This is a genomic window from Pandoraea captiosa (assembly GCF_902459775.1).
GTDB lineage: Bacteria > Pseudomonadota > Gammaproteobacteria > Burkholderiales > Burkholderiaceae > Pandoraea > Pandoraea captiosa.
Genome location: NZ_CABPSQ010000005.1, coordinates 82,874 through 105,929, shown reverse-complemented (window position 1 = coordinate 105,929; position 23,056 = coordinate 82,874). Strand labels below are relative to the sequence as shown.

Below are 23,056 nucleotides of genomic sequence, written 5' to 3'. Positions count from 1 at the left end.
TTCGCACTCCCTACCATGGAATCACCTCCCGCCGCCTCACCGGGCGCGGGTCAGAGGACGTGAATCCAACCCAACATTGAGGAGTTGCTATGAACTCGGATCTGATCAAGGGCAAGTGGAACCAGCTCAAGGGCGAAGCGAAGAAGCAGTGGGGCAACCTGACTGACGACGATCTGCTCAAGATCGAGGGCAACCGTGACAAGTTCGTCGGTGTGATTCAGGAACGTTACGGCAAGGCCAAGGCCGACGCCGAACGTGAAGTCGACACCTGGAACAACCAGCACAAGCTCTGGTAAGCGCGCATCCGGCGCGACGTCGCTCGCACGCAGGTCCTTGCTCGCCGGGAGGCGGGCATTGCCCTCCCCCCTCGCGCTTCCATTGCGCCTCGGACGCCATCTCTCTCCAAGGAGAAATCAAATGAAACGACTGATCGCCATCGCTCTGCTTTCGGGCTTCGCACTGGGCCTCGCCGGCTGCAACACGATCCACGGCGCGGGTAAGGACGTCGAGAAGGGAGGCGAAGCCATTCAGGGCGCCGCCGACCGCAACAAGTAACCCGGCGGATTCCCCGAAACACGACGCGCGACGCCTTTGCGTTGCGCCTCAGGCTCGCCACAACCCCAGCCAAGGAGGACTCTTACATGTCACATCGAATCGCCATGAACGTCCTGACCTGCGCCTGCATCGCTGCCGCAGGCATGCTGAGCGCCACCGCAGCGAGCGCGGCCGACGCCGCCGCCAAGGACCGTTACGAAGCCGCTCAGAAATCTGCCGAGGCCGACTACAAGGCAGCGTCTGCGCGCTGCGACGACATGAAGGACAACGCGAAGAAAATTTGCGTCGAGGACGCGAAGGGCAAGGAAAAGATCGCCAAGGCCAATGCGGAGGCCGATTACAAGCAGACACCGAAGGCACGCTATGACGCGGCCATCGCGAAGGCCGACGCCGACTACAGCGTGGCCAAGCTGCGCTGCGACGACAAGAAGGGCAATGACAAGGATGTCTGCGTGAAGGACGCCGACGCCGCCAAGACCAAGGCCTATGGCGACGCCAAGGTCATGCGCACCAGCCGCGAATCGTCGAAGGACACGGTGGACGCCCGCAAGGACGCCAACGCCGACGCCAACAAGGCCCAATACAAGGCCGCGATGGAGCGTTGCGACGCCCTGTCGGGCAACAGCAAGGATAGTTGCGTGGCAGACGCGAAGGCGCGCTTCAATCAGTAAAGCGCTGCCACTTATCGGTATGCGCAGGCATACCGATAGCGGCTTCGCCGACGACAGGCGCGAGCCAGCATCTCGCAACAGAGCGATTTAGCAGGGAGGAGAAGGCATCCAGTGCGTATACGAATCGGTGTACGCAGGACGCCGGCAACGGGCGAATACCGCGCAAGCGGCATTCGCCCGCTGTTTTTCCGCCACACGCGGCGTGCGCCATGTAAATGAATGTAACAAGTGTCGCGCGGCGTCGAACCTCGGGGGGTTCTGACGCCCCCACCCCATGTCAACCGAAACCAGCGCAAACCGTTGATTCTGCATAGAATAGAGGCCTGATTTACACGTTTGGCGGCCGCTTTTCTACGCCCGAACGTTCCCCACACCGGTCGCCCGCGCATACTTTGCAACAATTGCGACAGGACCGCGTTTCGGAACTTCAGTAAAGTTGAGCCAGGGAATCTGAGGAACCATGGTGCCGGCGGGCACCGGGCGAGTCGAACGGCATGGTGCCGTCCGGGCGCTGCCATCAGTACGCTGCCAAGTCCGCAGGAGAAATGTCATGAAAACCAAGTTTGCCGCCCTTGCCATCGCCGGGATCGCGCTCGCCGCGGGTGCGATCGGGACGGCGCAGGCGCACGTCTCGGTCGGGATCGGTATTGGCGTACCGCTGATCGCACCGGCACCGGTCTATGCACCGGCCCCGGTCTACGTGGCGCCGCCTCCGCCGGTCTATGTCGCCCCGCCGCCCGTTTATGTGGCGCCTGCGCCGGCCTATTACGGCCCGCCGCCGGTGTACTACGGTCGCCCGTACGGCGGCTACTACGGCCGCGGTTACTGGCGTCACGGTCGCTGGTACGGCTATTGATCGACGGCCGGATTTCCGGCGCTCGCAAATGCACGGCAAACGCGCCGCCGACCGAAAGGTCGGCGGCGCGTTTGCATTGAGCGGCCCGGCGGGGTGACGGTGTCGCGGCGGCGACGCCTGCTAAAGCATGGACTCAGAGACGGACTCAAAGACGAGCTCAGACGCGGGCTCAGCGCGCCACGCGATAAGCGATGCGAAAGCCGCCCCAGTGACGTCCGTTCACATAGATCGGCGCGGAGGCATCCTTCATCACCACGAACTCACCGCCGCCCATATCTCGACGATACGTTTGGAGCAACAGCGGCTTGGTGTTGCGCCCGGCCGCTGCGCCGGTACGGTCGTTGAAGAGTCGCCGATTGCGGCAGTGCGCAGCGTTCCAGACCGGGTCGTTGGTGGGCGCCTGAGAGAACTTTCGGTTGTGCGTGGGCAGGTAGCCGTTTTCGTCGACCGCCGCGCAGAAGGTGATGCGCTCGTTCATGTCGAGCAACGGCTCCTGGATCGCCGGCAGCGTCTCGTCGGTAAAGCGTGTGAAGCGGGCCATCAACTGTTGCGGGTTCGACCCCGGAATCGGCTCGTAGCGTCGGTCGAATAATTCCTGCTCGCTGATCTTGCCCTTCGCGAGCGCCGCCTCGAAGCTCTCGCCGACTTGCTTGGCCGCGCGGCGCACCGCGCGAATGAAAGGCGTGTCCTCGGTTTCGACGTCCGCCTCCGCGATCAGACCGATCAAATGCTCCGACACGGACAGCAAGCCGTTGATGCGCTCGCGCGCACTTTCGACATGATCGGCGGAGTGGGTCACGCCGTCGGCCATCTCGTCGACGTGTGCGGCGAGCGTGCTGCACTCGTTCTCGATGGCTTCGCTCGCCTGTGCGATTTGCCCGGCCTGGCGGTCGAACGTATCGAGCGCGTTGCCTGCCGTCTCGATCACACTCGCAATTGCCCGGGTCCCTTCGCGAGCCTCGTTGGCACGCGCGACGTTGGCATTGCTCTCGCGCATGAGGCGCTCGGTGCGCTCGCTCAGCGCGGCGAGCGTGTGTTCGATCTGCTGCGTGGCTTCCGCCGTCTTGCTCGCGAGTAGCTTCACCTCGGTGGCCACAACCGCGAAGCTGCGCCCGGCGACACCGGCGCGCGCGGCCTCGATGGCGGCATTGAGCGCGAGCAGATTGGTTTGCCGGGCGATGACGGAAATCCCTTCGGCCACTTTGCCCACATGGTCGAGCGCTTCGCGCAATCCCGAGATCTCGTCGGCCATGCCGGAGACCCCTTCGACCAGTCCGTGAATGGAAGCGAGCGACGCGTCTGCCGTGCCGCGCGACGCCGCAATTTCCGCGCTCGCGCGATCTGCCACATCACGGGCATCGCGTGCGGCGCTCGCAATGCGTTGATTGCCCTCGCTCGTGTCGGTAGCGGCGCGTCGAAGCTCCTGGAACACCTCGGCCTGACGCTTGATCCGAACGGCGATTTCGTCGACGTTACCTGCGATATCGCACAGTTCCACACCGAGGGTGCCCGCACTGTTCGCGACCTCGCTCATGATATTGGTCTGCGCGGCTCCCCTTGAGCGCGTGAATAGCCCCATCGTCAGTCTCCTCGCATCTCTGATCTGCTTGTTATGACGAGGGCGGGACGGTCGCCGGAACTGCCAGATACGTAATACGCCGGGCAGACGTCTGCGCCACACGTTGGCTGTCTTGAGCCTGTGTCGAAAAGTATAACGGGAGAAAAAACGGCGGACTTGAGGGTTTCCTCGCGCGCCCCATCCCCGGCAGGCCTGCCGGGTCGACCCGGTCCGCCGGGACCGCTCTGTCGGCGCTTGCCGGACTCCCTGCGCGCCTGAGGCATTGCGTCACCGCGTCACTGCCTCACCGCGCCACCTTTCGACGTTTATGCAGCCACACTCTCACGCAAGGCTTACGCCGGACTTACTGCACGGCTACTGCACGGCTACCGGGCGCCTACTGGGCGACGACTGCGCGACGCATGGCATCGGCCAGTGCGATGACAAGCTCACCGGCGTCGCGGCGGCGCAGCAATGCGACTTCGCTGTCGGCGCCCGCGTCCTCGAGATCGACCCGGCAGACGTCCGGCCCGGCAAGCGCCGCCAGACTCTGCGGCACGAGCGCCACACCGAACCCGGCGGCGACCAGATTGACGAGCGTCGCTTTGCGCGAGGTGGCCACGGCTGCCCGTGGAAAGAAGCCGTGCTGCTGGCACAGTTGTGCCACCCGGTAGCTCAACCCGCCCCGCTCGCGGTGCGGCAATGATACGAACGGCACCGAGGCCAGCGCGGCCACGCTCACCGAGCGCTCGCCCGCAAGCGCATGCCCCTTCGGTACGAGCAACAACAGGCGCTCTCGCAAGATCGTCTCGCATACGAGCGTCGGTGCGGGACGCAGCACCGGTAATCGCACCAGTCCCACGTCGATGCGCCCCGCCTCGATGTCGTCCTGTTGCTGCTCAGAGGACAGCGTCGAGACATCGACGCTCACGCCGCGATGCGTTTGCAGATGCGCGTACAACGCCGCAGGCCATGCCCCGGCGAACGGCACCGAACTCGAGTGCGCAAGCCGCACGGTGCCCTGCTCGCCGCGCGCGACGCTGCGCGTGAGCGCCACGGATCCCTCAAGCTCGGTGAGCACGCGCCGCGCCTCGTCGACGAAAGTGCGCCCGGCAGGGGTGAGGGTCACGCCTTTGGACGAGCGTTCGAGCAGCACGGCCTGAAGCTCACGCTCAAGTTCCGAAATCTGACGGCTCAGTGCCGATTGCGCGACGAACAGCCGCTCGGCCGCCGCACTGAACCCGCCCGCGTCGACCACCTCCAGGAAATAACGCAACTGCCGCAGCGACACCATGACCATGCCATTTCGAGATCGAACATCGCCACATTCTATATTGGCGCCCCGCCTGCACGCGGCCCTATGCTGACGGAAAACCCGCGTGCCGAAAACGGCAGCGCCCTCGGTGAATCGCCTGTCCATCATCATGTTCTCGACGTTATCCAAATCGCCCTTCGCCGTTGCAGGTATCGCTGCAGGTATCGCTGCGGTTGTCGGTGTGGTTATCCCTGTCTCCGACGCCGTTGTCACCGCCCTGCCCACGCCGGGCCACTGGCTGCTCATGAGCGCTGCGCTCGTCGTCGCCTACGTGATTTTCGGCATTGCAGGCTTCGGCACGGCGCTCGTCGCCAGTCCGATCCTCGCCTATGCAATGCCGGTTTCGCAGATTGTGCCGATGCTCGCGCTGCTCGATTTCGGCGCGGCATCCGGCAATGTCATCCGCAATGCCCGTGCGGCCGATATGGGGGAGTTAAAGCGGCTGCTGCCCGCCATTCTCGCGGGCAGTCTGGCCGGCGGCGCACTGTTGTTGCACCTGCAACCGGACGTGCTGCTGCGCTCGCTCGCCTGGTTCGTCTGCGGCTATGCCGTGTTTTCGTTGATCGGACCGCGCGCGACGTCGCGTCTTTCGCAAGCGTGGGCGGTACCGTTCGGGGTTCTGGGCGGCATGTTCGGTGCGATGTTCGGCAGCGGCGGTTTCGTCTTCGCCATCTATCTCACCAGCCGCCTGGAGCGTGTCGAAGCGATGCGCGTCACGCAGGCAACGCTGATCGGATTCAGCACGCTGGCGCGCGCCGCGTTGTTCCTGTTCGCGGGGGTCTACGCCAATGCTTCGATGCTCGTCACCGCCTTGTCGCTCGCGCCTGCGATGATCGTCGGCATGTGGCTCGGCAGGCACATCACATTGCGCCTCTCGCGTGCGCAGTTCGTCAAAGCGGTGAACCTCGTCGTACTGGCGGCCGGTGTGGCGTTGCTCATCCGCAGCCACTGAACGTTTGGCGCCAAACGCCGGGAAATGGAGAAGAAAATGAAGAGAAAAATAGGGAGAGAAAGCGCGGGAAAATCGGGGAAGGAGGTATGCTGACGGCCTTCGTTTCCCGGTCATTTCGCCATGCCATCGACGTCATCCGCGGCATCCCCGACATCCTCGACGCCCTCTGCATTGCCCGCCCTGCTGGTCTTCGGCGAAGCGCTTACCGATCTGATACGTGCGCCGGACAGCGCGGCTGGACCGGGTAACGACGGTCGCCACTGGGTCAGCCGCGCGGGCGGTGCATGCTGGAACGTCGCCCGCGTGAGCGCGGCAATGGGCGTACCCACCGGATATGGCGGCGCGATCAGCACCCATGCGCCCTTCGGTACCGAACTTCTCGCCCTCTCGCGTGAAGCGGGTCTCGACGAGCGCTACCTGCAAGCCGTCGATGCACCGCCGCTCGTCGCCGTCGTGCATCGCCACGATCCGCCCGCCTACTTCTTTCTCGGAGAAGGCGCCGCCGATCTGGCCTTCGACCCGGCGGCATTGCCCGCAGGCTGGCAGGACGCCGCCCATATCGCCCACTTTGGCTGCATCAGCCTGGTCAGAGAACCGCTCGCGAGCACGCTGCTGGGCCTTGCGGACCAGTTACATGCCCGCGGCGTGCGCATCAGCTTCGATCCCAATCTGCGCAACCTGATGGGGCCGACGTACTTCGACACGTTCAGCCGCATGGCAGGACTCGCCACGTGGCTCAAGCTGTCGGTGGAAGACCTGCGAGGTCTCTACCCGCACCGCACCGATGCCGATGCGCTGGCGGACATCCGCCGCATCGCCCCGCAGGCGAGCATATTGCTTACGGACGGCGAGCGCGGCATGCACCTGCTCACGCCCGACGGCGCGACATTCACGCAACCCGCCTTTCCGGTGAATGTCGCCGATACCGTCGGCGCGGGAGACGCCACCATCGGCGGCTGGCTCGCCAGCCTGTCGCGCGAGCCGGAGGCAGCGACGTCGACGCATTTGCGGCGTGCCGCGGCTGCGGGCGCGCTGGCCTGCACCCGCACGGGCGCCCATGCGCCGGACTGGGTGGCCGTCGAATCGCTCATCGCCTCGCACCCGCTGGTCTGAGCGCGGGTTCGCGGGCATCGTCCGAATCATCCGAATAATGGCTATGATGACGAACAATCATCACCGTAGCCGATGAATCGAACGATATGACGCCCGATCAATTGCTGACTTTCGCCACCGTGGCCGAACTGGGCAACATCAGCCACGCCGCGCAGGCGCTGCATCTGTCGCAGCCCGCCGTCTCGGGACAATTGCGCCTGTTGCAGGAGTCGTTCGGCGAGCCGCTGTACCGCCGCGACGGGCGCGGCATTCGCCTGACCGCCGTGGGCGAGCAAGTCGCCGTGTATGCCAACAAACTGCGTCAGGACTATCGGCAGGCAATGGCGCTGCGCGACAGCCTGCGCGGACTCGAGACCGGCGCGTTGCGCATCGGGGCGAGTACCACACCGGCAAGCTATCTGCTGCCCTACGTCATCGCGGAATTCCATCAACGCTATCCGGCCGTGGCGCTGCACATCGTCGACGGCAATACCAGCGAAATCGTGGCGCAACTCGACCGGCTCGACGTGGCGTTCATCGAAGGGGCGGTGCCGCCGGGGCTGGCGCCGGAGATCGCCGTGCGTCCGTGGCGCGACGACGAGATCGTCGCCATCGCCCGCGCCGATCATCCGCTCGCGCAGCAGCCCGAAGGGGCATCGCTGCAAGCCATCGCCGGCTATCCGCTGATCATGCGCGAGCCGGGATCGGGCGTGCGTGCGCTGGTAGCGCGTGCATTCTCGGTATCGGGGCTGGAGCCGCGCATCGCGCTCGAACTGGCGGGCGTGGAGAGTATCAAGGAAGCCGTGCGCGCCGGCATGGGCGTAGGGTTCGTCTCGGCGATGTCGATGCGCCACGAAGACGCTGCGCTTGCCACGGTGCGCATCGACCCGCCGCACGGCCTCAAGCGCCTGCTCACCGCCCTCGTGCCGCATGCGGATGCGCTGTCCCGGCCCACCGAGCGCTTTCTCGCGCAGTGCTTCGCGGGGGACGCCGCCGGTCCGGCCGCCATGCGGTGACACGTGACGGCGACCCCATCGTACGCCGCACGGCACTCGTCGCACCGCGAACCGGACCGGCGCGTCAGACCGATCTCCTACGGTCTCATTTGAAATCCCACGCCATCTGTTCGGCCACCGATGTCGACTCCGACGAGCGCACGCACACCTCCAGATAATCGGTCACAGGAGGTGGCGGGGGTGTGCCCTCCGAGAGCAAACGCCGGTTGTCGAATACGTAATCGAGCGCCGCAAACGCGCCATAGCGACGCAACGCCTTGGCCATCAACCGACTGTTGCCGTGCCCCAACTGACGCGCCAGCGCGGGCGTCAGACGATCGATCTCCGCTTCGCCGATATGGCGGAAGCGCTCGCCCAGCGGGGCGACGCCGCGCGCTCTGGCCAGCGCCGCCTCGATCTCGCGAATGGTTCTGGCGCTCCCTGCTCCCGCCGACACGTGATACAGGTCGTGGCGCAGGTGCGGCAGGAAGGCAAGATCGATCAACGCATCGGCGCAATAGTCGACCGGCACCACGTCGAGCCGGTCATCGAGTCCGCAGGTGAATGCGCCCAGCAACTGCACCATCCGGAACATCCAGAAGATGCTGCCGGAAGGCTCGCAGCCCAGGCGCGTATGTCCGACCACGATCGACGGGCGGGCAATGACCAGCGGCAAACCGGGCCACTCGCGTCGCAAACGTCGCTCGGCCTCGGCCTTCGACGCCGTATAGGCCACCACCTGATGATCGGACAGCGCAAGTTCGTGCGACTCGTGCACCAGTCCGTGCAGCGAGTCACCGCAGGCCATCGCCGTGCCGACGTGAACGAAGCGCTCCAGCACGGGCGACGCAGCCACCGCACGTGCCAACGCCAGCGTGCCCGTCACGTTGACGGTGTCCAGTTGCGGATGTGCAGAGAAACTGGCAATGGCGGCCGCATGAATCACGTGCGTGACCCGGCGCATGCGCGGGTCGTCGTCGAACGTGACCGGCTGCGCGAGATCGCCGCAGACGATGTTCGCTTCGGTGAGCGCGAGCCGATGCACGGGCGCGACCCGGAAGCGGTCCATCGCCGCGCGCACCCGCGCGAGTCCGTCGCTGCTGGTGCGCGCACGCACGAGCAGCAACAACGACGGTCCGAATCCGTCCTTGAGGAGTTGGGCGACAACGGCGCCGCCCACAAAACCGGTACTGCCGGTGACGAGAATTCGCATGGCTTTTGCCTCGCAATGCCGGATGGCATAGCATCCACGACGGGCTCAGAACGTGTAGTCGAGCGTCGCGGCGACCTGATAGTTGGTCTTGTTGAAAACGATGGGACTCTTCGACGCATTGCCGGTGTAGCGCATCACGCCGCCCGCGACCGTCGTGCTCCAGTGCTTGGTGAACTTGTGTGTCCAGTTCGCGGTGAGGCTCACGCCGTACAGACCGCCGCCGGGCGAGTACTGCCCAAATCCAGAGTTCAGGCTCTGGTTGGCCGTCACCCCGAAATAGGTCTGCGCGTACTTGCCGCTGGCGAAGTGCGCGGCCGCGCCCACGCCCACCGAGTCGGCGGCGGACTTGTAGACGATGCCGTCCACCGCAAATCGATACACGTTGCCGCGATCCCGGTTCGTCAGCGGGATGTCGGTCGCCACGCTCACGACCGCGATATCGCCGATGGCATAACCGGCTTGCAGCGTCGTGAACAGCGAGCCCTTGATGTCCCCCATGCCACGCAGCTTTTTCGAGCCGGAATCGAGACCCTTGGGGTCTTCCTTGCGACCGCCGTCGTAGGAGAGTGCGGCGGACAGGAAGAACCCCGCCGGCAGCGTCAGGCGATAGCCGATGCCGCCGAGCCCGACGAACACGCCGAACGGCGTTTGCAGCGCGAGATTCAGCGCGGGGGTCGCGCGATACTCGTCGCTGCCCATGTAACGCGGGGAGTACCCCACACCGCCGCCAATGGTGAATTCATAACCGCTGTCCGACGCGTTCGTGGGCAAGCTCTGGTCCTGCTGAATGCCGCTGTAGCGTGCCGGTTCGACGGCGCCGGCGGGCGACGCGGCGCCGGCCAACAGCAGTCCCGCCGCACCGGCGGCCGCGAGGCGGTGCAAGTGGCGATGCGTGCGAAGGCCTCGTTGAGCGCGAAGGTGACGGATGGGGCTGGCGAGACGGCGTTTCATGGCACTCCTACGAAATCCATTGAATGACGATGATCTGGGGATGGCGACCGATGCACGGATCGCGATGTGATCGCATAGTAGGCAAGAAGGCTACGGCTGGCTGTTATCCGATTTAGGAGAGTTGTGAACAAATGTTTTCATTTGTTCGCAGGTTTGAAACGCCCGCCCGGCGGGCCTTCAGGGCAGTAAAATGCGCGTCACGGGAGTGCCGCCGGATCGCGCGGCACAGCACAACAGGAAAAGGAACAACGGCCATGTACCGTGTCTTGCTGGTCGAGGACGATGCGCGTCTGGCCGCACTCGTCACCGAATATCTGCACGCTTACCGCTTCGAAGTGATGGTGGTGAGCGACGGTTCGCGCGCCCTGGAGCGCTTTCGCGGGTTCTGCCCCGACATCGTGGTCCTCGATCTGATGCTGCCAGGCATGGACGGCATGGAAATCTGCCGCCAGTTGCGCGCGGTGAGCGCCACGCCGATTCTCATCCTCACGGCGCGCGAGGACACGTACGATCAGGTGGCGGGTCTGGAAGTCGGGGCGGACGATTACGTCGTAAAGCCGGTCGAGCCGCGCCTGCTGCTTGCGCGCCTGCGGGCGCTGTTGCGGCGCGCCACACCGCTTGCTGAGGTGGAGGTCGAGAGCGACGACGGGCTGGCGTTCGGCCAGTTGCGCATCGTGCCGCGCGACCGCATGGTGTTTTGGCGTGGCGCGCCCGTCGAGCTCAAGTCCAACGAATTCAGCCTGCTGCTGATTCTGGCGCGCGGCGCGGGGCGGGTCGTGACACGCGACGAGATTCTTCAGCAGTTGCGTGGCATCGAGTTCGACGGTATCGACCGAACGGTAGACGTGGGCATCTACCGGCTGCGCAAGCGCTTCGAGGACACCGACGGTGAACCGCAGCGCATCAAGACCGTTTGGGGCCGAGGCTATCTTTTCAGTCCGTCGGCCTGGGAGAATTAACCCATGTTTCGCGTGCTTTTGAAGCTGTATTCGCTGGTAGGCATTTCGGTCGTCGCATCGATCCTGATCATCACCTACACGTTCGGCTATCTGTTTTTCGACACGATGAATCGCTCCGCACAGATGCAGCTGAGTGCGTATGCGTGGCTCATCAATGAAAAGCTCGGCACCCTTCCGGAATCCGAATGGCCAAAGTTCGTCGCGGAGTTTGCATCGAAGACGCAGGATAAGATCGAACTCAGACCGCTCAAGGACTTCCCGGTCGTGCGCGAGTATTTGCGCGAAGAGCTCGAGGCTGGTCTGCCGATCGCGAACGGCACCGACGGCGAGCACTACGCCATGCGCCTGCGCGATTCGCAGTGGGTGCTGACCTCGGAGAACGGCACGGACCTGAGTATGAAACAGATCAACTACCTTGCCTACGCGGTGGTGGCGCTGCTCATGCTGATCGCCGTGCTCACGTGGGTGCGCTGGTACTGGTCCGACCTGAAATCGCTCAATCGCGCGGCGATCCGCTTCGGCGAAGGCGATTTCAGTTCGCGCGCGAAGGTGTCGAGTTTCTCGAACCTGACGGCGCTGGTGCGAGTATTCAACACGATGGCCGACCGGATCGAGCGCTCCATCAAGGCACAAAAGGACATGATCAACGCAGTGTCGCATGAACTGCGAACGCCGATTGCGCGGCTGGATTTCGGGCTGGAGATCCTGCAACAGCGTCGTGAGGCACCCGATGCCGATGAGCGGATCAATGCGCTCAAGGGCGATATTCGCGAGCTCGATGAACTTGTCACCGAGTTGCTGTCGCTCGCGCGTCTCGACCAGATCACGGCGCCGCCGACGCGTCAGGCGGTGTCGCTGCGTCTGATGTTCGACAGCCTTGCGGCAAACTGTACGGAGGTCCTCGCCGCGCGCTCGATCGCGCTCGACATTTCGGCAGAGCCGGGGGCGGATTGCGTCGAAGTGGAGCCGAAACTGCTCGCGCGCGCGGTGCAGAATCTGCTGAACAACGCCATGCGCCATACCACCCGCCGCATCGTGTGCGGGGCGAAAGTTGGCGAAAACGGTGAGGTCACGATTTACGTGGACGACGACGGAGAAGGTGTGCCGGCACCGGAGCGCGCGCGCATTTTCGAGCCGTTCCACCGGCTCGACAGCAGCCGCAATCGCGCGACGGGCGGCTTCGGCCTGGGGTTGGCCATCGTGCGCCGCATCGCGCTGCTCCATGGCGGGCGGGTCGGCGTCGACACCTCACCGCTGGGCGGCGCGAGATTCACGATGACGTTGCCAGCCGTCGCACCGCACTAGGCGCTTCCGAGCACTTCCACGCACTTCCGAGCGCTTCGCCCAAGGCTCACGGCCGACACGCCAACGTCGGCCGTTTTTATTTGCAAGGTCTCTTTCGGACAGCGACACATTGTCATGTTCGCGACATGTTGGCCGCTTACATTGGCGGCTCAATTTAATCCCAAAGAGGACCTTGTCATGAAACCCAACCTCCGCATCGCGGCGGCCGGGTGCTGTCTGGCGTTCGCCAGCAGCCTGCCCACGCCCGCCCTGGCCCAGTCAAACGTTCAGCTCTACGGGCTGATCGACTCGGGCGTCGAATTCCTCACCAACGCCGACAAGAACGCCACCGGCAATACCGTCAACCTCACGCGCGTCACCTCGGGCAACCTCGCCGGTTCGCGTTGGGGCATCAAGGGTAGCGAAGACCTCGGCGGCGGCAACAAAGCCTTCTTCCTGCTCGAAAACGGCTTTAACCTCGGCAACGGTCAATCGCTTCAGGGCGGCCGCGAGTTCGGTCGGCTGGCCTACGTCGGCCTGTCGAACCAGTCCGTCGGGGCCTTCACCATCGGTCGCCAGGGCGGTGTGTTCCTTGACTGGGTCAGCAAGTTCAACCCGCTCAACAACGCCGTCTACGCCATCAAGATGCAGGACACGGCATTCTCCGATCGTCTGGACAACAGCTTCCGTTACACCGCCAGACTGGGCGACTTCGAAGGCATGGTCCAGTACTCGAAAGGGTATGACGACGTGAGCTTCGGCGCGGCCAGCACCACACCGGGCGACAACCGCCGCGCGCAGGTCGTCGACGCGGGTATCCGCTACGCCAACGGCCCGCTGTCGTTCGTCATCGCGTACGACCAGAAGAACGGTGGCTCGACCCTGCCGAACGCCGCCATGACCTCGAAAGTCGGCGGCTACGAAGGCAACATGGACCGCCGCATCGCCGCCGCAGTGCAGTACTCGCTGCCAAGCGTCGATCTGTATGTCGGTTATCGCTATCTCAACGCCAAGGCCATCCACCTGTCGGCGCTCAACAAGACACCGGTGGAGGCGTCGAGCTACTACTGGGTCGGCGCCACGTGGCATGCCCTGCCGGCGCTCGATCTGTCGACGACTGCCATGTATCAGGACTTCTACGGCACGAACCGCGATCCGCTGTCGTTCCAGGTCAGTGCCGACTACAGCTTCTCCAAGCGTACGGACGTCTACGTGAATCTGGGCTACGTGGTGAACCGCAACGGCTCCGACCTCGGTCTGAACGGCTTCGGCACCAACGTGGTGGCCGGCAAGAACCAGTTCGGCACGATGGCCGGCATCAAGCACACGTTCTGATGACGAGCGACACCCGCGCTTCGCAAGGCGGCGCCACACCGTTGCGCCCGGGCGTGTCCGTGTCGCTGCGTGCGCTGCACCAGACGTTCGGTGCAGCGCGCGTGCTCGACGGCATCGACCTCGATGTGCCGGCCGGCACCACGACCGCCCTGCTTGGGCCCTCGGGCTGCGGAAAGAGCACACTGCTCAAGCTGCTCGCCGGTTTGCTCGCGCCAACGGGCGGCGAAATCCGTTTCGACGACACCATTGTTGCCAGCGCCACCGAGTGCCACGCCCCCGAGCGGCGCTCGCTCGGCATGGTCTTTCAGGACTACGCGCTGTGGCCGCACATGAGCGTTGCGGCCAACGTGGCCTTCCCACTGGAAATGCGCGGCGTCAAACGCGCCGAGCGCGCCGGGCGCGTCGAAGAAGCGCTTTCGCTCGTCGGTCTGGCCGGACTCGGCGCGCGCCGCCCGCAAGCGCTCTCCGGTGGACAGCAGCAACGCGTGGCGCTTGCGCGCGCCATCGTCTCAGCGCCGCGTTTGCTGCTGTTCGACGAACCGCTATCCAACCTCGATCGCGATCTGCGCACACGACTGTGCACCGACATCGGCGCACTGCTCAGCCGCCTTGGCACCACCGCCGTCTATGTCACGCATGACCGCGACGAAGCCGAAGCGCTGGCCGACCAGATCGTGATCCTCGCCCACGGGCGCGTTGACAAACGTATTACGAGGTAGCCCATAATGCTCCACCGCAAAATTATCGCGACACTCACCATGGCCTTTGCTGCTAGTGTCGGCGCGCAACATGCGCATGCGCTGACCGTCTATACCGCCGGCCCCGGCAACCTGAGCAAGAAGCTCGCGGCGGGTTTCGAAAAGAAGACCGGCATCAAGGTCGATGTCTTTCAGGCCACGACCGGCAAAGTGATGGCACGCATCGAAGCCGAGCAAGCCAACCCGCGTGCGGACGTGCTGATCTCGGCCTCGTGGGACACCGCGCAGGATCTCGAAAAGCGCGGCTGGCTCGCGCCGGTCCAGAGCGCCAACGCCTCACGGGTGCCGGCCCCCTTCAAAACGACACATTACGTCGCCCAGGGCCTCTCCGCCCTTGGCATCGTCTGGAATGCGCGCTCGGGCACGCCCGAACCCCATGACTGGCGCGACCTGACCCAGAGCGCGTATCGCAACCTCGTGACGATGCCCGACCCGGCCCTCTCGGGGGCGTCCGCCGACCTGCTGCTGGGTCTGCAGGCGCGTCTGGGCGACGAAGCGTGGAAGCTCTTCGACGACCTGAAGCACAACGGCATGGTCGTCTCCGGGCCGAATGCGCAGGCGCTCAACCCGGTGCTGCAAGGCGCGAAGGCCGCCGTGTTCGGGGCGGTCGACTACGTCGCGTACGCCGCAGCGGCGCAGGGCGAAGCCGTCAAGGTGATCTTTCCGACCAGCGGCACGGTCATCGCACCGCGCCCGATGATGATTCTCAACACATCGAAACAGCAGACCGAGGCGCGTCAGTTCATCGACTACGTGCTCTCCGAAGAAGGTCAGCAGTTGGTCGCCGAAGCGTGGCTGATTCCGGCGCGCGAAGACATCGCCATCAAGCGCGCGTCGTTCAAGGATCTGCGTCTGCTGCCGCAAGGCGACGCCCAGTCCTCAGGCGCTTCGCGTGCGCAAGTGCTGGCACGGTTTTCCCGGCTCAACGCTGCGAACACACGGTGAAATCGCTCCGAGGACTCTCCACGGCGAGCGTCGCAGCGCTCGCCGTCGTGGTGGCATTGCCGGTCGCGTTCGTGCTGTTGCAGGCCGTTTTCCCGCATCTCGCGCAGGGCTCGTTCGCGGGGCCCTTCTCGGCCGTCTGGCCGACGCTGTCGCATGAGGATACGCTACCGCTCGTCACGAACACACTGCGTCTGGGGTTGTCAGTGGCGTTCGGCACTGCGCTGGTGGGCGGCGTACTGGGCGCGATTCGCGGGCTGTTTCGCGTGCCGGGCGCGCGGCTCTGGGATCTGTGCTTTCTGCTGCCGTTTCTCGTGCCGCCTTATCTCGCCGCACTGGGCTGGATGCTGTTGCTGCAAACCGGCGGCTACGCCCAGCAGCTCACCGGAATGGACGCCGGCGCGTTTCTGTTCTCGCTGCCGGGACTCGTCTTCGTGATGACGCTCAACATCTTCCCCGTCGTCTACTTCGCGGTATCGCGGGCGCTGGCGACGACCGGCTCGCGGCTCGCAGACGTCGCTCGTGTGCACGGCGCCTCCGCATGGCGTGCATTCGTTCGTGTGACGCTGCCGCTCGCACTGCCCGCGTTTGCGGCGAGTCTGCTGCTGGCTTTCACGATGGCCATCGAAGAGTTCGGCGCGCCTGCCGCACTCGGCGCACGCGCGGGCTTTACCGTCCTCGTGACCGCCATTGAAGGCCGCTTCGCCGATTGGCCGATCGATCTGCCCGGCGCTTCGATACTGTCGGTAGTGCTGGCCGTGCTTGCCCTGTTCGCCTTCGTGTTGCAGCACAGGCTCGCGGCGGGCAAGGATTTCGAGACGCAGACGGGCAAGCCCGTCGCTTCGCCGCCGCGCACCCTGGGGCCATGGAAAGTGCCCGTCATCGTCGGCTTCGCCGTCGTGGCACTGCTGGCAACAGTGGCGCCGCTATTCTCGATTCTCGCCACGGCGTTGTCCGGCACGCTCTCGGGCGGCCTGTCGCTCGCGAACCTGACGACGGCGCATTTCACGGCGTTGCTGGGTCAGGGGGCGGAAGGACTCGAAGCACTGATGACGAGCCTGTCGCTGGCGCTGGGCACGTCGCTCGTGACCGGCGTGCTGGGGTTCCTGTGCGCGTGGTGCGTCGTGAGGTCCACGATGCGCGCCCGTGTGCTGATCGACGGACTGTCGCTGCTGCCGCATGCCCTGCCGGGCATCGTCGTCGGCGTGGGGTTGATTCTGGCGTGGAACCTGCCGTTCTGGCCGGTAACGCCCTACAACACGTGGGGCATCCTGCTGCTCTCGTACAGTTGCCTGCTGCTGCCGTATCCGGTGCGCTACACGAGCGCGGCATTGCGTCAGATGGCTTCATCGCTCGAAGCGGCCGCGCGCGTGCACGGCGCGCCAACGGGGGTCGTGCTGCGACGCATCACGTTGCCGCTGGTCATGCCGGCACTCGGCGCGTCGCTGATGATAGTGTTCGCCATCGCCTCACGCGAACTGGTCACGTCGCTGCTGCTCGCGCCGAGCGGTGTGCAGACCGTGTCGATCTTCGTCTGGCGTCAGTTCGAGCAAGGGTCGATCGGTCAGGGCATGGCGATGGGCGTGGTGTCGATGGCGGTGAGCGGCACGTTGCTCCTGCTCGCATCGCGCCTGGGCGGCAATCGCGAGAGCGCTGCCTGAGATCCCCTTTGTCACCGTCTCTCTTGTCGCCGTCCCCTTTGTCACAGTCTCTTTTGTCACCGTCTCTTTCAGCGCATTGAAATCGGGGGCGCCGCCGTTCACCGGCTGGCGCTCCCTCCACCGCCTCCACTCTCTCGCGCAACGCCTGCGCTTCGCGACACCCGCGCGCACACCTGTCCATTAGTTGTACAGGTGTCAGCGCTTTGCACGCGTAATGGCGCTCGAAAATCCCCTCGATCATCGAGATGCTTGCGTTTCGAGACGCTGGCATCGAACTTGCTGATCCCTGTGAGCGACGACGCGAAAGTCGCGCCGCATTCCCCCTCGCACAGGTTGATTTCCATTTCGTCATCACAAGGATGCCTATCGTGGACAAGATCGAACATCTCGAACGTCAGATCAAGGAACATCACGCGACGCTTGCACATCATCCCGTTTTCCATTCCATCGAATCGATGCAGGGCTTGCAGACATTCATGGAATGGCATGTCTTCGCCGTCTGGGATTTCATGTCGCTGGTCAAACGGCTTCAGGCCGACCTCACCACGATCACATTGCCGTGGATCGCGCCGCGCAACATTCACGCGGCCCGCCTGATCAACGAGATCGTGCTCGGCGAGGAATGCGACGAGACGCCGCAAGGGCCGATGAGCCACTTCGATCTGTACCTTGCCGCGATGCGCGATGTGGGCGCGGATACGCGTCAGATCGAAAAGCTCATCGACCTGCTGGTCGCCGGTCACAGCGTGAGCGCAGCGCTGGCCGCCGTCGAGGCGCCGGCCCCCGTGCTTCGCTTCGTCAATTCCACGTTCGCGACCTGCTACGAAGGCAAGACCCACCAGGTGCTGGGCAACTTCTTCTACGGCCGGGAAAACGTCATCCCCGACATGTTCCGCACGCTGCTCGACGGCTGGCAGATCGATCCGAAGAGCGTGCCGCTGCTCACGTTCTATCTCGAACGTCACATCGAAGTCGACTCCGGCGAACACGGCCCGGCGGCGCGCGCCATGATCGTCGAAGCGGCACACAACGACGAACGCCTGCTCGTCGAAGCGCTGGAAGCTGGACTGCGTGCCATCGACGAACGCCTGCGTCTGTGGGACGGGTTGCATGAGCACATCGTGGCCACGCAAAAGGAAGCGGTCGCCGCCTGACGCGCAGGCGTCGCGCGGGTGCCGCAACCCGCCAGGGCGGGACGTCACGGCTCAAGCGATGCGCCAGACATCGCCCGCCGGGCACCCGCCACGCCCCTTTTCGTGTACCGACCGAAACCGGTCGAATGCGCTTCGCCGCCCCCCATCTTCCGAGGCAACGCCATGTCATTGCAGAGTTACGTCAGTCATGCTGACCAATGGGAACAACGCGCCACGATCCGTTCGCGCCCGCGCCGCATCGTCGAAGACGACGATCTGAGCTACTACCCGGTGGAGCGACAACCGTTGTACGCCCACCCCGCGGTGATCGACGCGGGTCGCGAGGTGCAGGACTACATCCTGCTCCAGAGCTTTTACAAGTACATCAACGACGTCATCATCTTCGAGACGGAAATCGTCAACCGCACGGCGCTGGCCATCGCCAAGTCGCGGTTTCCGTTCGAGTTTCCGTTCGCCTGCCGCAGCGACGCCATGTCGGTCGTCATCGACGAGAACTACCACGCGTACGTGGCCATGGACTACCTCGACCAGGTCGAGCGCAGCACCGGCATCGGCCCCATCGAACAAAACCGCGAAATCGAACTCTCGCGCGCGATTCCGCGAGCCATGGAATACGTGCCACCGCAATATGCCGCCGGCATGGAGCTGCTGGGTGTCGCCATCTCGGAGAACACCGTGACGGCCGAGGTCGCCGCGTTCTCGCGCGACAACACGCTCAAGCGCTCGGTCAAGGGGGTCATGGCGGACCACCTCGCCGACGAAGGCCGCCACTCCGTCTTCTGGATCAATCTGGTCAAGCTCTACTGGTCGGAAATCGACGAGACGGCGCGCGTGGAACTGGGGCGCGGATTGCCGTTCTTTCTGCGCGAGTACCTCACCAACGAGCTCCAGCTCGAGTTCGATCGTCGCCTGATCGGCACGCTCGACCTGCCGGCCGCCACACGCGAGCAGATCGCGAACGACATGGTCGGCGCCTACCCCATCACGAACCAGCACCCGATGATCGTCAATATTCGCAAGTTCCTGAAGATGGCGGGGCTGCTCGATCACGAACCCACTCGCGCGGCTATCGCGCAGTACCTGTGAGGAACGCGTCATGAGAGCGATTTCCTTCGCCATTGCAGGCAACAACCGTCTCGGGGCACGTCTGTTCGCCGCCCTTCACGACATGGGCCACGATGTCGTTCCACTGACACGCTCGAGCGGACCACTCGCCGAGATGGCGGCCCAACTGGGCGTTGTCGTTCCCGAGGCGGGCGCTGCGCCGGTGTCCGTGGAATGGCGCATCGACTGCGCCGATCGCAACGCGGAGCACGACAGGATTGCGGACGAAATCGCCTGCAACGCCTCGCAGGTGCTGACCTTCCGCGCGCGCTCGCAGTCCTTCCCGCCGAGCGGCGCCACGCTCTCGTGGCAGTGGCCGGGCCCGCGCGGCCTCGTCGACGTGGCCACCGTCGACTGCACATTCGTCAGCCCCCGCTGTGGCGCCGATCTCGTCGCGCAAATCGATGCCGAAGCCGAAACGATGCTCGTCGACATCGTCAGTCAGCTCGGGCGCGACGTTCTCACGCCCGAATCGCTCGCCGCACGCCCCATCTCAGCCCTCTCAGCCCTCTCAGCCCATGCTGCGGGCGCGCCGGGCAGCATCGAGCTGGACCTGCATGACCTCGCGGGCTGGCACGCCAGCAACGACACGGCGCGTACGTTTGCGCTGGAGCCGTCGCTGCCGGAAATGGTGTCGCGCCGTGCGGTCGCGACCCCCACGGCCATCGCCCTGCGCGACGCGCACGGCGATGTCGATTACCAAACGTTCGTCGCGGCCTCGATGAAGCTCGCCAACGAGCTGGCCGCCTTGCTGCCCAACGTGCCGAGCGCCGACGGATCGCCCCAGGTGGTTGCGGTGCGGCTGCCGAAGTCGCGTCTGCTGTACACGGCCATTCTCGGCGCCATCGGCGCGGGGGCGGCTTACGCCCCGCTCGACCCGTCGTTCCCGCCGGAGCGCGTGCGGCAGATCGTGGAGCAAAGTCGCGCGGTCTGCCTGATCACCGACGACGATTTCGACGCCAGCGCCCTCGATGGACTCGATGGACTCGATGTCAGGATCATTCGTCTGCGCTCGCTCGATGTGGCGGATATCGCCATCGATGTGAGCGCATGGCCGGTGGAGCGCTTTGCAGACCGTGCGAGCCGCTGCGCGATCACGATCTTCACCTCCGGCTCCACCGGTACGCCCAAGGGCGTCATGCTCACGCACCGCAACATCGTGCACTTCTGTCACTGGTATCGCGACTACATTGGCATGGACGCCAGCTCGCGTGCGTTGCAGTTCTGCACGGTGGCGTTCGACGTCTCGCTGCTCGACATCTTCCCGACGTTCCTCGCCGGCGCCACACTGGTGATTCCGACAGAAGCGCAGCGACACGCGCTCGACGAACTGAGCGCGCTGATCGAGCGTGAAGCCGTTACCCACGCGTTCCTCCCGCCGGCGTTGCTCGGCGTGATGCCTGACGCGCAGTGGCCTGCACTGCGGCATCTGCTGACCGGCGGCGACGTGTGCTTCCCGGAGACGATCGCGCGCTGGAGCCAGGGCCGGGAATTCCACAACATCTTCGGCCCAGCAGAATGCACCGTGCTCGTGAGCATCGCGCGTCTGACGGCAGGCGACAGCAACCGGCTGATTGGCCGCCCGATGGCCAACGTGCGCTGCTATGTCCTCACGGAGACCGGCCAACCCGCGCTCACGGGCGAACCGGGGGAATTGTGCGTCGCGGGTGCGGGCGTGGCTAACGGCTATCTGCATCGCCCGGATCTGACCGAACGCAGCTTCGTGCCGAATCCGTTTGCGCAACATGAGGGCGAATGGCCCCGCGCGCATGACGAAAAACTCTATCGCACCGGCGACATCGTGCAATGGGATGACGAAGGTTGGCTGCACTTCGTCGGGCGGCGCGATGCACAGGTCAAGATTCGCGGGTTCCGCGTCGAACTTGGCGAGATCGAGTCCACCGCGCTGGCCACCGGGCTCTTCGGTCAGTGCGCCTGCGTGGTGGACGAGCGCAAGCGCATTCGCGGTTTCGTTGCCCGGCCATTGACGACAGGTGCGACGGGCGATGCATTGCGCGATCTGCTCGTGGCGCGCCTGCCCGACTACATGGTGCCGTACGAGATCGTGGTGCTCGACGCACTTCCTGCCACCAACAACGGCAAGATCGACCGCGGCGCTCTGTCGCGGCTTTCAGTGCAACGTGCATCGCCCGACGAAGCAAGAGCGACCGAACCGCTCACCGAGACGGAGACGAACCTGCGCGCGCTGTGGGCACGGTTGCTGGACCTCGAACCGTTCGAGATCGGCAAGGACGACTCGTTCTTCAATCTCGGCGGCCATTCGTTGCTCGTCTCGCGACTGATGCTTGCCGTCAAGAAGGAATTCGGCGGCAACGCCCCGCTTGCGCGCTTCATGGAACGACCGACCATCGCTGCGCTGGCTTCGCTGCTGGCGAACGACGACGTGAACAAGGGCGAGCGAATTCCGCAGCGCGTCTTCGACGACATGGTGCTGCCCGACGACGTGCGCCCGGTCGACGGCTTGCGGCCAGCGGCAAACGGGGCGCGCGCAGTCCTGCTCACCGGCGCGAACGGCTTTCTCGGCACGTTCATCGCCGCCGAGCTGATCGCGCAGACGTCGGCCACCATCCATTGTCTGGTCCGTGCGGCCACGCAAAAGGAGGGCGAAGCGCGTCTCGCACAGGCGCTTCAGGCCAACGGGCTTGCCGCGCTTGTCGGTCATCCTCGCCTGAAAGTCGTGCTTGGCGATCTGGCGCAGCCGCGGCTGGGGTTGTCACCGCAAACATGGCGCACGCTGGCTCGCGACATCGACGCGATCTACCACAACGGCGCCCACGTCAATCACGTCTACGACTATCCCTACCTCTATGACGCCAATGTCGGCGCGACGCTGGAACTGCTGCGTCTGGCCTGCGAGTTCCGCAACAAGTCGATGCACTTCGTCTCGACACTGTCCGCCGCGAGTGCCGTCGATGCCGACGGGCACGTGCTTGAGCAAGGCCCCGCCCGCAACGCACCCGCCTTCGTGAACAATGGCTACAACGTGACGAAGTGGGTCGCCGAGCATCTCGTATGGGAAGCTGCGGAACGAGGCATCGACGCCACGATCCTGCGCCCCGGCAACATCACGGGGGTGGCGGCGACCGGTCTGTGCCAACCGACGCGAAACCGGATCCTGCTCCTCGTCAAGGGATCGCTGCAACTGGGGGCGGCGCCCGCCGGCGATACGGACTTCGACTTCACGCCGGTCGACTTCCTGGCGCGTGCCATCGTGCGCTGCACGACTGACCCCCAGCGCGACCTGCGCGTTTTCCATCTCCAGAACCCGCAGCCGCTCACGTGGGAAGACTACCTCGGCGCGCTCGCGCAGTGCGGCTACTCGCTCGCGCTCGAAGAGCCCGCCGACTGGCGCAACCGGCTCACGTCGATCGACGAGACCAACGCGCTGTTCGACGTGGTCGCGTTCTATCTGGACGACAGCCAGGAGGACATCGGCGACATGGCGCGCATCGCCCATCGGCAAACCGCCCATGCGCTGGCACGTCTCGAACTTCCCTACCCGCGCAAGGATGCCGATCTGCTTGCCCAGCACTTCCGCTATCTCATCGATAGCGGATTCCTGCCCGCGCCGGCGGGTAGCAGTATCAGTCCCCAGCGCAACGAACGCGAGACGGAGGCTGTCACGGAAGCTGTGACGGAAGCGGCGTCGGTTGCCTGAGCGTCGCGCGAATCCCCTGACT

At 64.9% G+C, this 23,056-nt stretch carries 20 protein-coding genes; 16 read left to right on the top strand and 4 right to left on the bottom strand.

What is annotated here, in order from left to right:
- Positions 1–89: 89 nt before the first annotated feature.
- The 4 genes from PCA31118_RS15610 (at position 90) to PCA31118_RS15595 (ending at position 2,082) form a co-directional block, all read left to right on the top strand.
- A complete protein-coding gene (locus tag PCA31118_RS15610; RefSeq protein ID WP_039374866.1) occupies positions 90–296 on the top strand; it encodes a CsbD family protein in 207 nt (68 codons plus the stop codon).
- 121 nt (positions 297–417) lie between these two features.
- Complete coding sequence (locus tag PCA31118_RS15605; RefSeq protein WP_039374867.1) at positions 418–555, top strand: entericidin A/B family lipoprotein; 138 nt, start codon at positions 418–420, stop codon at positions 553–555.
- A gap of 86 nt (positions 556–641) precedes the next feature.
- On the top strand, positions 642–1,226 hold the full coding sequence (locus PCA31118_RS15600) for a hypothetical protein (RefSeq protein WP_246190257.1): 585 nt from the start codon (positions 642–644) through the stop codon (positions 1,224–1,226).
- A 550-nt stretch (positions 1,227–1,776) separates the two neighbouring features.
- Positions 1,777–2,082 carry a hypothetical protein gene (locus tag PCA31118_RS15595; RefSeq protein WP_084070380.1) on the top strand — a complete coding sequence of 102 codons (306 nt, stop codon included), beginning with the start codon at positions 1,777–1,779 and terminating at the stop codon, positions 2,080–2,082.
- A gap of 169 nt (positions 2,083–2,251) precedes the next feature.
- On the opposite strand, the gene PCA31118_RS15590 is transcribed toward PCA31118_RS15595, so the two are convergent.
- Positions 2,252–3,661: a methyl-accepting chemotaxis protein gene (locus tag PCA31118_RS15590; RefSeq protein ID WP_150626055.1), complete on the bottom strand. Its 1,410-nt coding sequence runs from the start codon at positions 3,659–3,661 to the stop codon at positions 2,252–2,254.
- A gap of 376 nt (positions 3,662–4,037) precedes the next feature.
- The gene (locus PCA31118_RS15585; protein ID WP_246190256.1) at positions 4,038–4,940 is read right to left on the bottom strand and encodes a LysR family transcriptional regulator; all 903 of its coding nucleotides are present in this window, start codon (positions 4,938–4,940) and stop codon (positions 4,038–4,040) included.
- A 79-nt stretch (positions 4,941–5,019) separates the two neighbouring features.
- Here PCA31118_RS15585 and PCA31118_RS15580 point away from each other — a divergent pair, with 79 nt between their 5' ends.
- The 3 genes from PCA31118_RS15580 (at position 5,020) to PCA31118_RS15570 (ending at position 8,015) form a co-directional block, all read left to right on the top strand.
- Complete coding sequence (locus tag PCA31118_RS15580) at positions 5,020–5,907, top strand: sulfite exporter TauE/SafE family protein (protein WP_246190255.1); 888 nt, start codon at positions 5,020–5,022, stop codon at positions 5,905–5,907.
- 120 nt (positions 5,908–6,027) lie between these two features.
- Positions 6,028–7,020 carry a carbohydrate kinase family protein gene (locus PCA31118_RS15575; protein ID WP_150626054.1) on the top strand — a complete coding sequence of 331 codons (993 nt, stop codon included), beginning with the start codon at positions 6,028–6,030 and terminating at the stop codon, positions 7,018–7,020.
- An 86-nt stretch (positions 7,021–7,106) separates the two neighbouring features.
- On the top strand, positions 7,107–8,015 hold the full coding sequence (locus tag PCA31118_RS15570) for a LysR family transcriptional regulator (RefSeq protein WP_150626053.1): 909 nt from the start codon (positions 7,107–7,109) through the stop codon (positions 8,013–8,015).
- Positions 8,016–8,100: 85 nt separating this feature from the next.
- Here PCA31118_RS15570 and PCA31118_RS15565 read toward each other — a convergent pair whose 3' ends face one another.
- Complete coding sequence (locus tag PCA31118_RS15565) at positions 8,101–9,207, bottom strand: SDR family oxidoreductase (protein WP_150626052.1); 1,107 nt, start codon at positions 9,205–9,207, stop codon at positions 8,101–8,103.
- Between the two features lie 45 nt (positions 9,208–9,252).
- Positions 9,253–10,158, bottom strand: coding sequence for a MipA/OmpV family protein (locus PCA31118_RS15560; protein WP_150626051.1), 906 nt, complete (start codon positions 10,156–10,158; stop codon positions 9,253–9,255).
- A gap of 254 nt (positions 10,159–10,412) precedes the next feature.
- Between PCA31118_RS15560 and PCA31118_RS15555 the strand changes: the two genes are divergently transcribed.
- The 9 genes from PCA31118_RS15555 to PCA31118_RS15515 all read left to right on the top strand — a co-directional run bounded on the left by PCA31118_RS15555 (position 10,413) and on the right by PCA31118_RS15515 (position 23,034).
- Complete coding sequence (locus PCA31118_RS15555; RefSeq protein WP_150626050.1) at positions 10,413–11,117, top strand: response regulator; 705 nt, start codon at positions 10,413–10,415, stop codon at positions 11,115–11,117.
- A gap of 3 nt (positions 11,118–11,120) precedes the next feature.
- Positions 11,121–12,422 (top strand): ATP-binding protein, encoded by a 1,302-nt coding sequence (locus PCA31118_RS15550; protein ID WP_150626049.1) that lies wholly within the window; start codon positions 11,121–11,123, stop codon positions 12,420–12,422.
- Positions 12,423–12,599: 177 nt separating this feature from the next.
- A complete protein-coding gene (locus PCA31118_RS15545; RefSeq protein WP_150626048.1) occupies positions 12,600–13,736 on the top strand; it encodes a porin in 1,137 nt (378 codons plus the stop codon).
- Positions 13,736–14,455 (top strand): ABC transporter ATP-binding protein, encoded by a 720-nt coding sequence (locus PCA31118_RS15540; RefSeq protein ID WP_150626047.1) that lies wholly within the window; start codon positions 13,736–13,738, stop codon positions 14,453–14,455. Before PCA31118_RS15545 ends, PCA31118_RS15540 begins: the two co-directional genes overlap by 1 nt.
- Positions 14,456–14,494: 39 nt before the next feature.
- Positions 14,495–15,439, top strand: coding sequence for an ABC transporter substrate-binding protein (locus PCA31118_RS15535; RefSeq protein ID WP_246190254.1), 945 nt, complete (start codon positions 14,495–14,497; stop codon positions 15,437–15,439).
- The gene (locus PCA31118_RS15530; RefSeq protein WP_150626045.1) at positions 15,436–17,097 is read left to right on the top strand and encodes an ABC transporter permease; all 1,662 of its coding nucleotides are present in this window, start codon (positions 15,436–15,438) and stop codon (positions 17,095–17,097) included. Before PCA31118_RS15535 ends, PCA31118_RS15530 begins: the two co-directional genes overlap by 4 nt.
- 368 nt (positions 17,098–17,465) lie before the next feature.
- Positions 17,466–18,251, top strand: coding sequence for a DUF3050 domain-containing protein (locus PCA31118_RS15525; protein ID WP_044457785.1), 786 nt, complete (start codon positions 17,466–17,468; stop codon positions 18,249–18,251).
- A 162-nt stretch (positions 18,252–18,413) separates the two neighbouring features.
- Positions 18,414–19,337 (top strand): diiron oxygenase, encoded by a 924-nt coding sequence (locus PCA31118_RS15520; protein WP_150626044.1) that lies wholly within the window; start codon positions 18,414–18,416, stop codon positions 19,335–19,337.
- Positions 19,338–19,347: 10 nt separating this feature from the next.
- Positions 19,348–23,034, top strand: a complete 3,687-nt coding sequence (locus PCA31118_RS15515) for an amino acid adenylation domain-containing protein (protein ID WP_150626043.1) — start codon at positions 19,348–19,350, stop codon at positions 23,032–23,034.
- Positions 23,035–23,056: the final 22 nt, after the last annotated feature.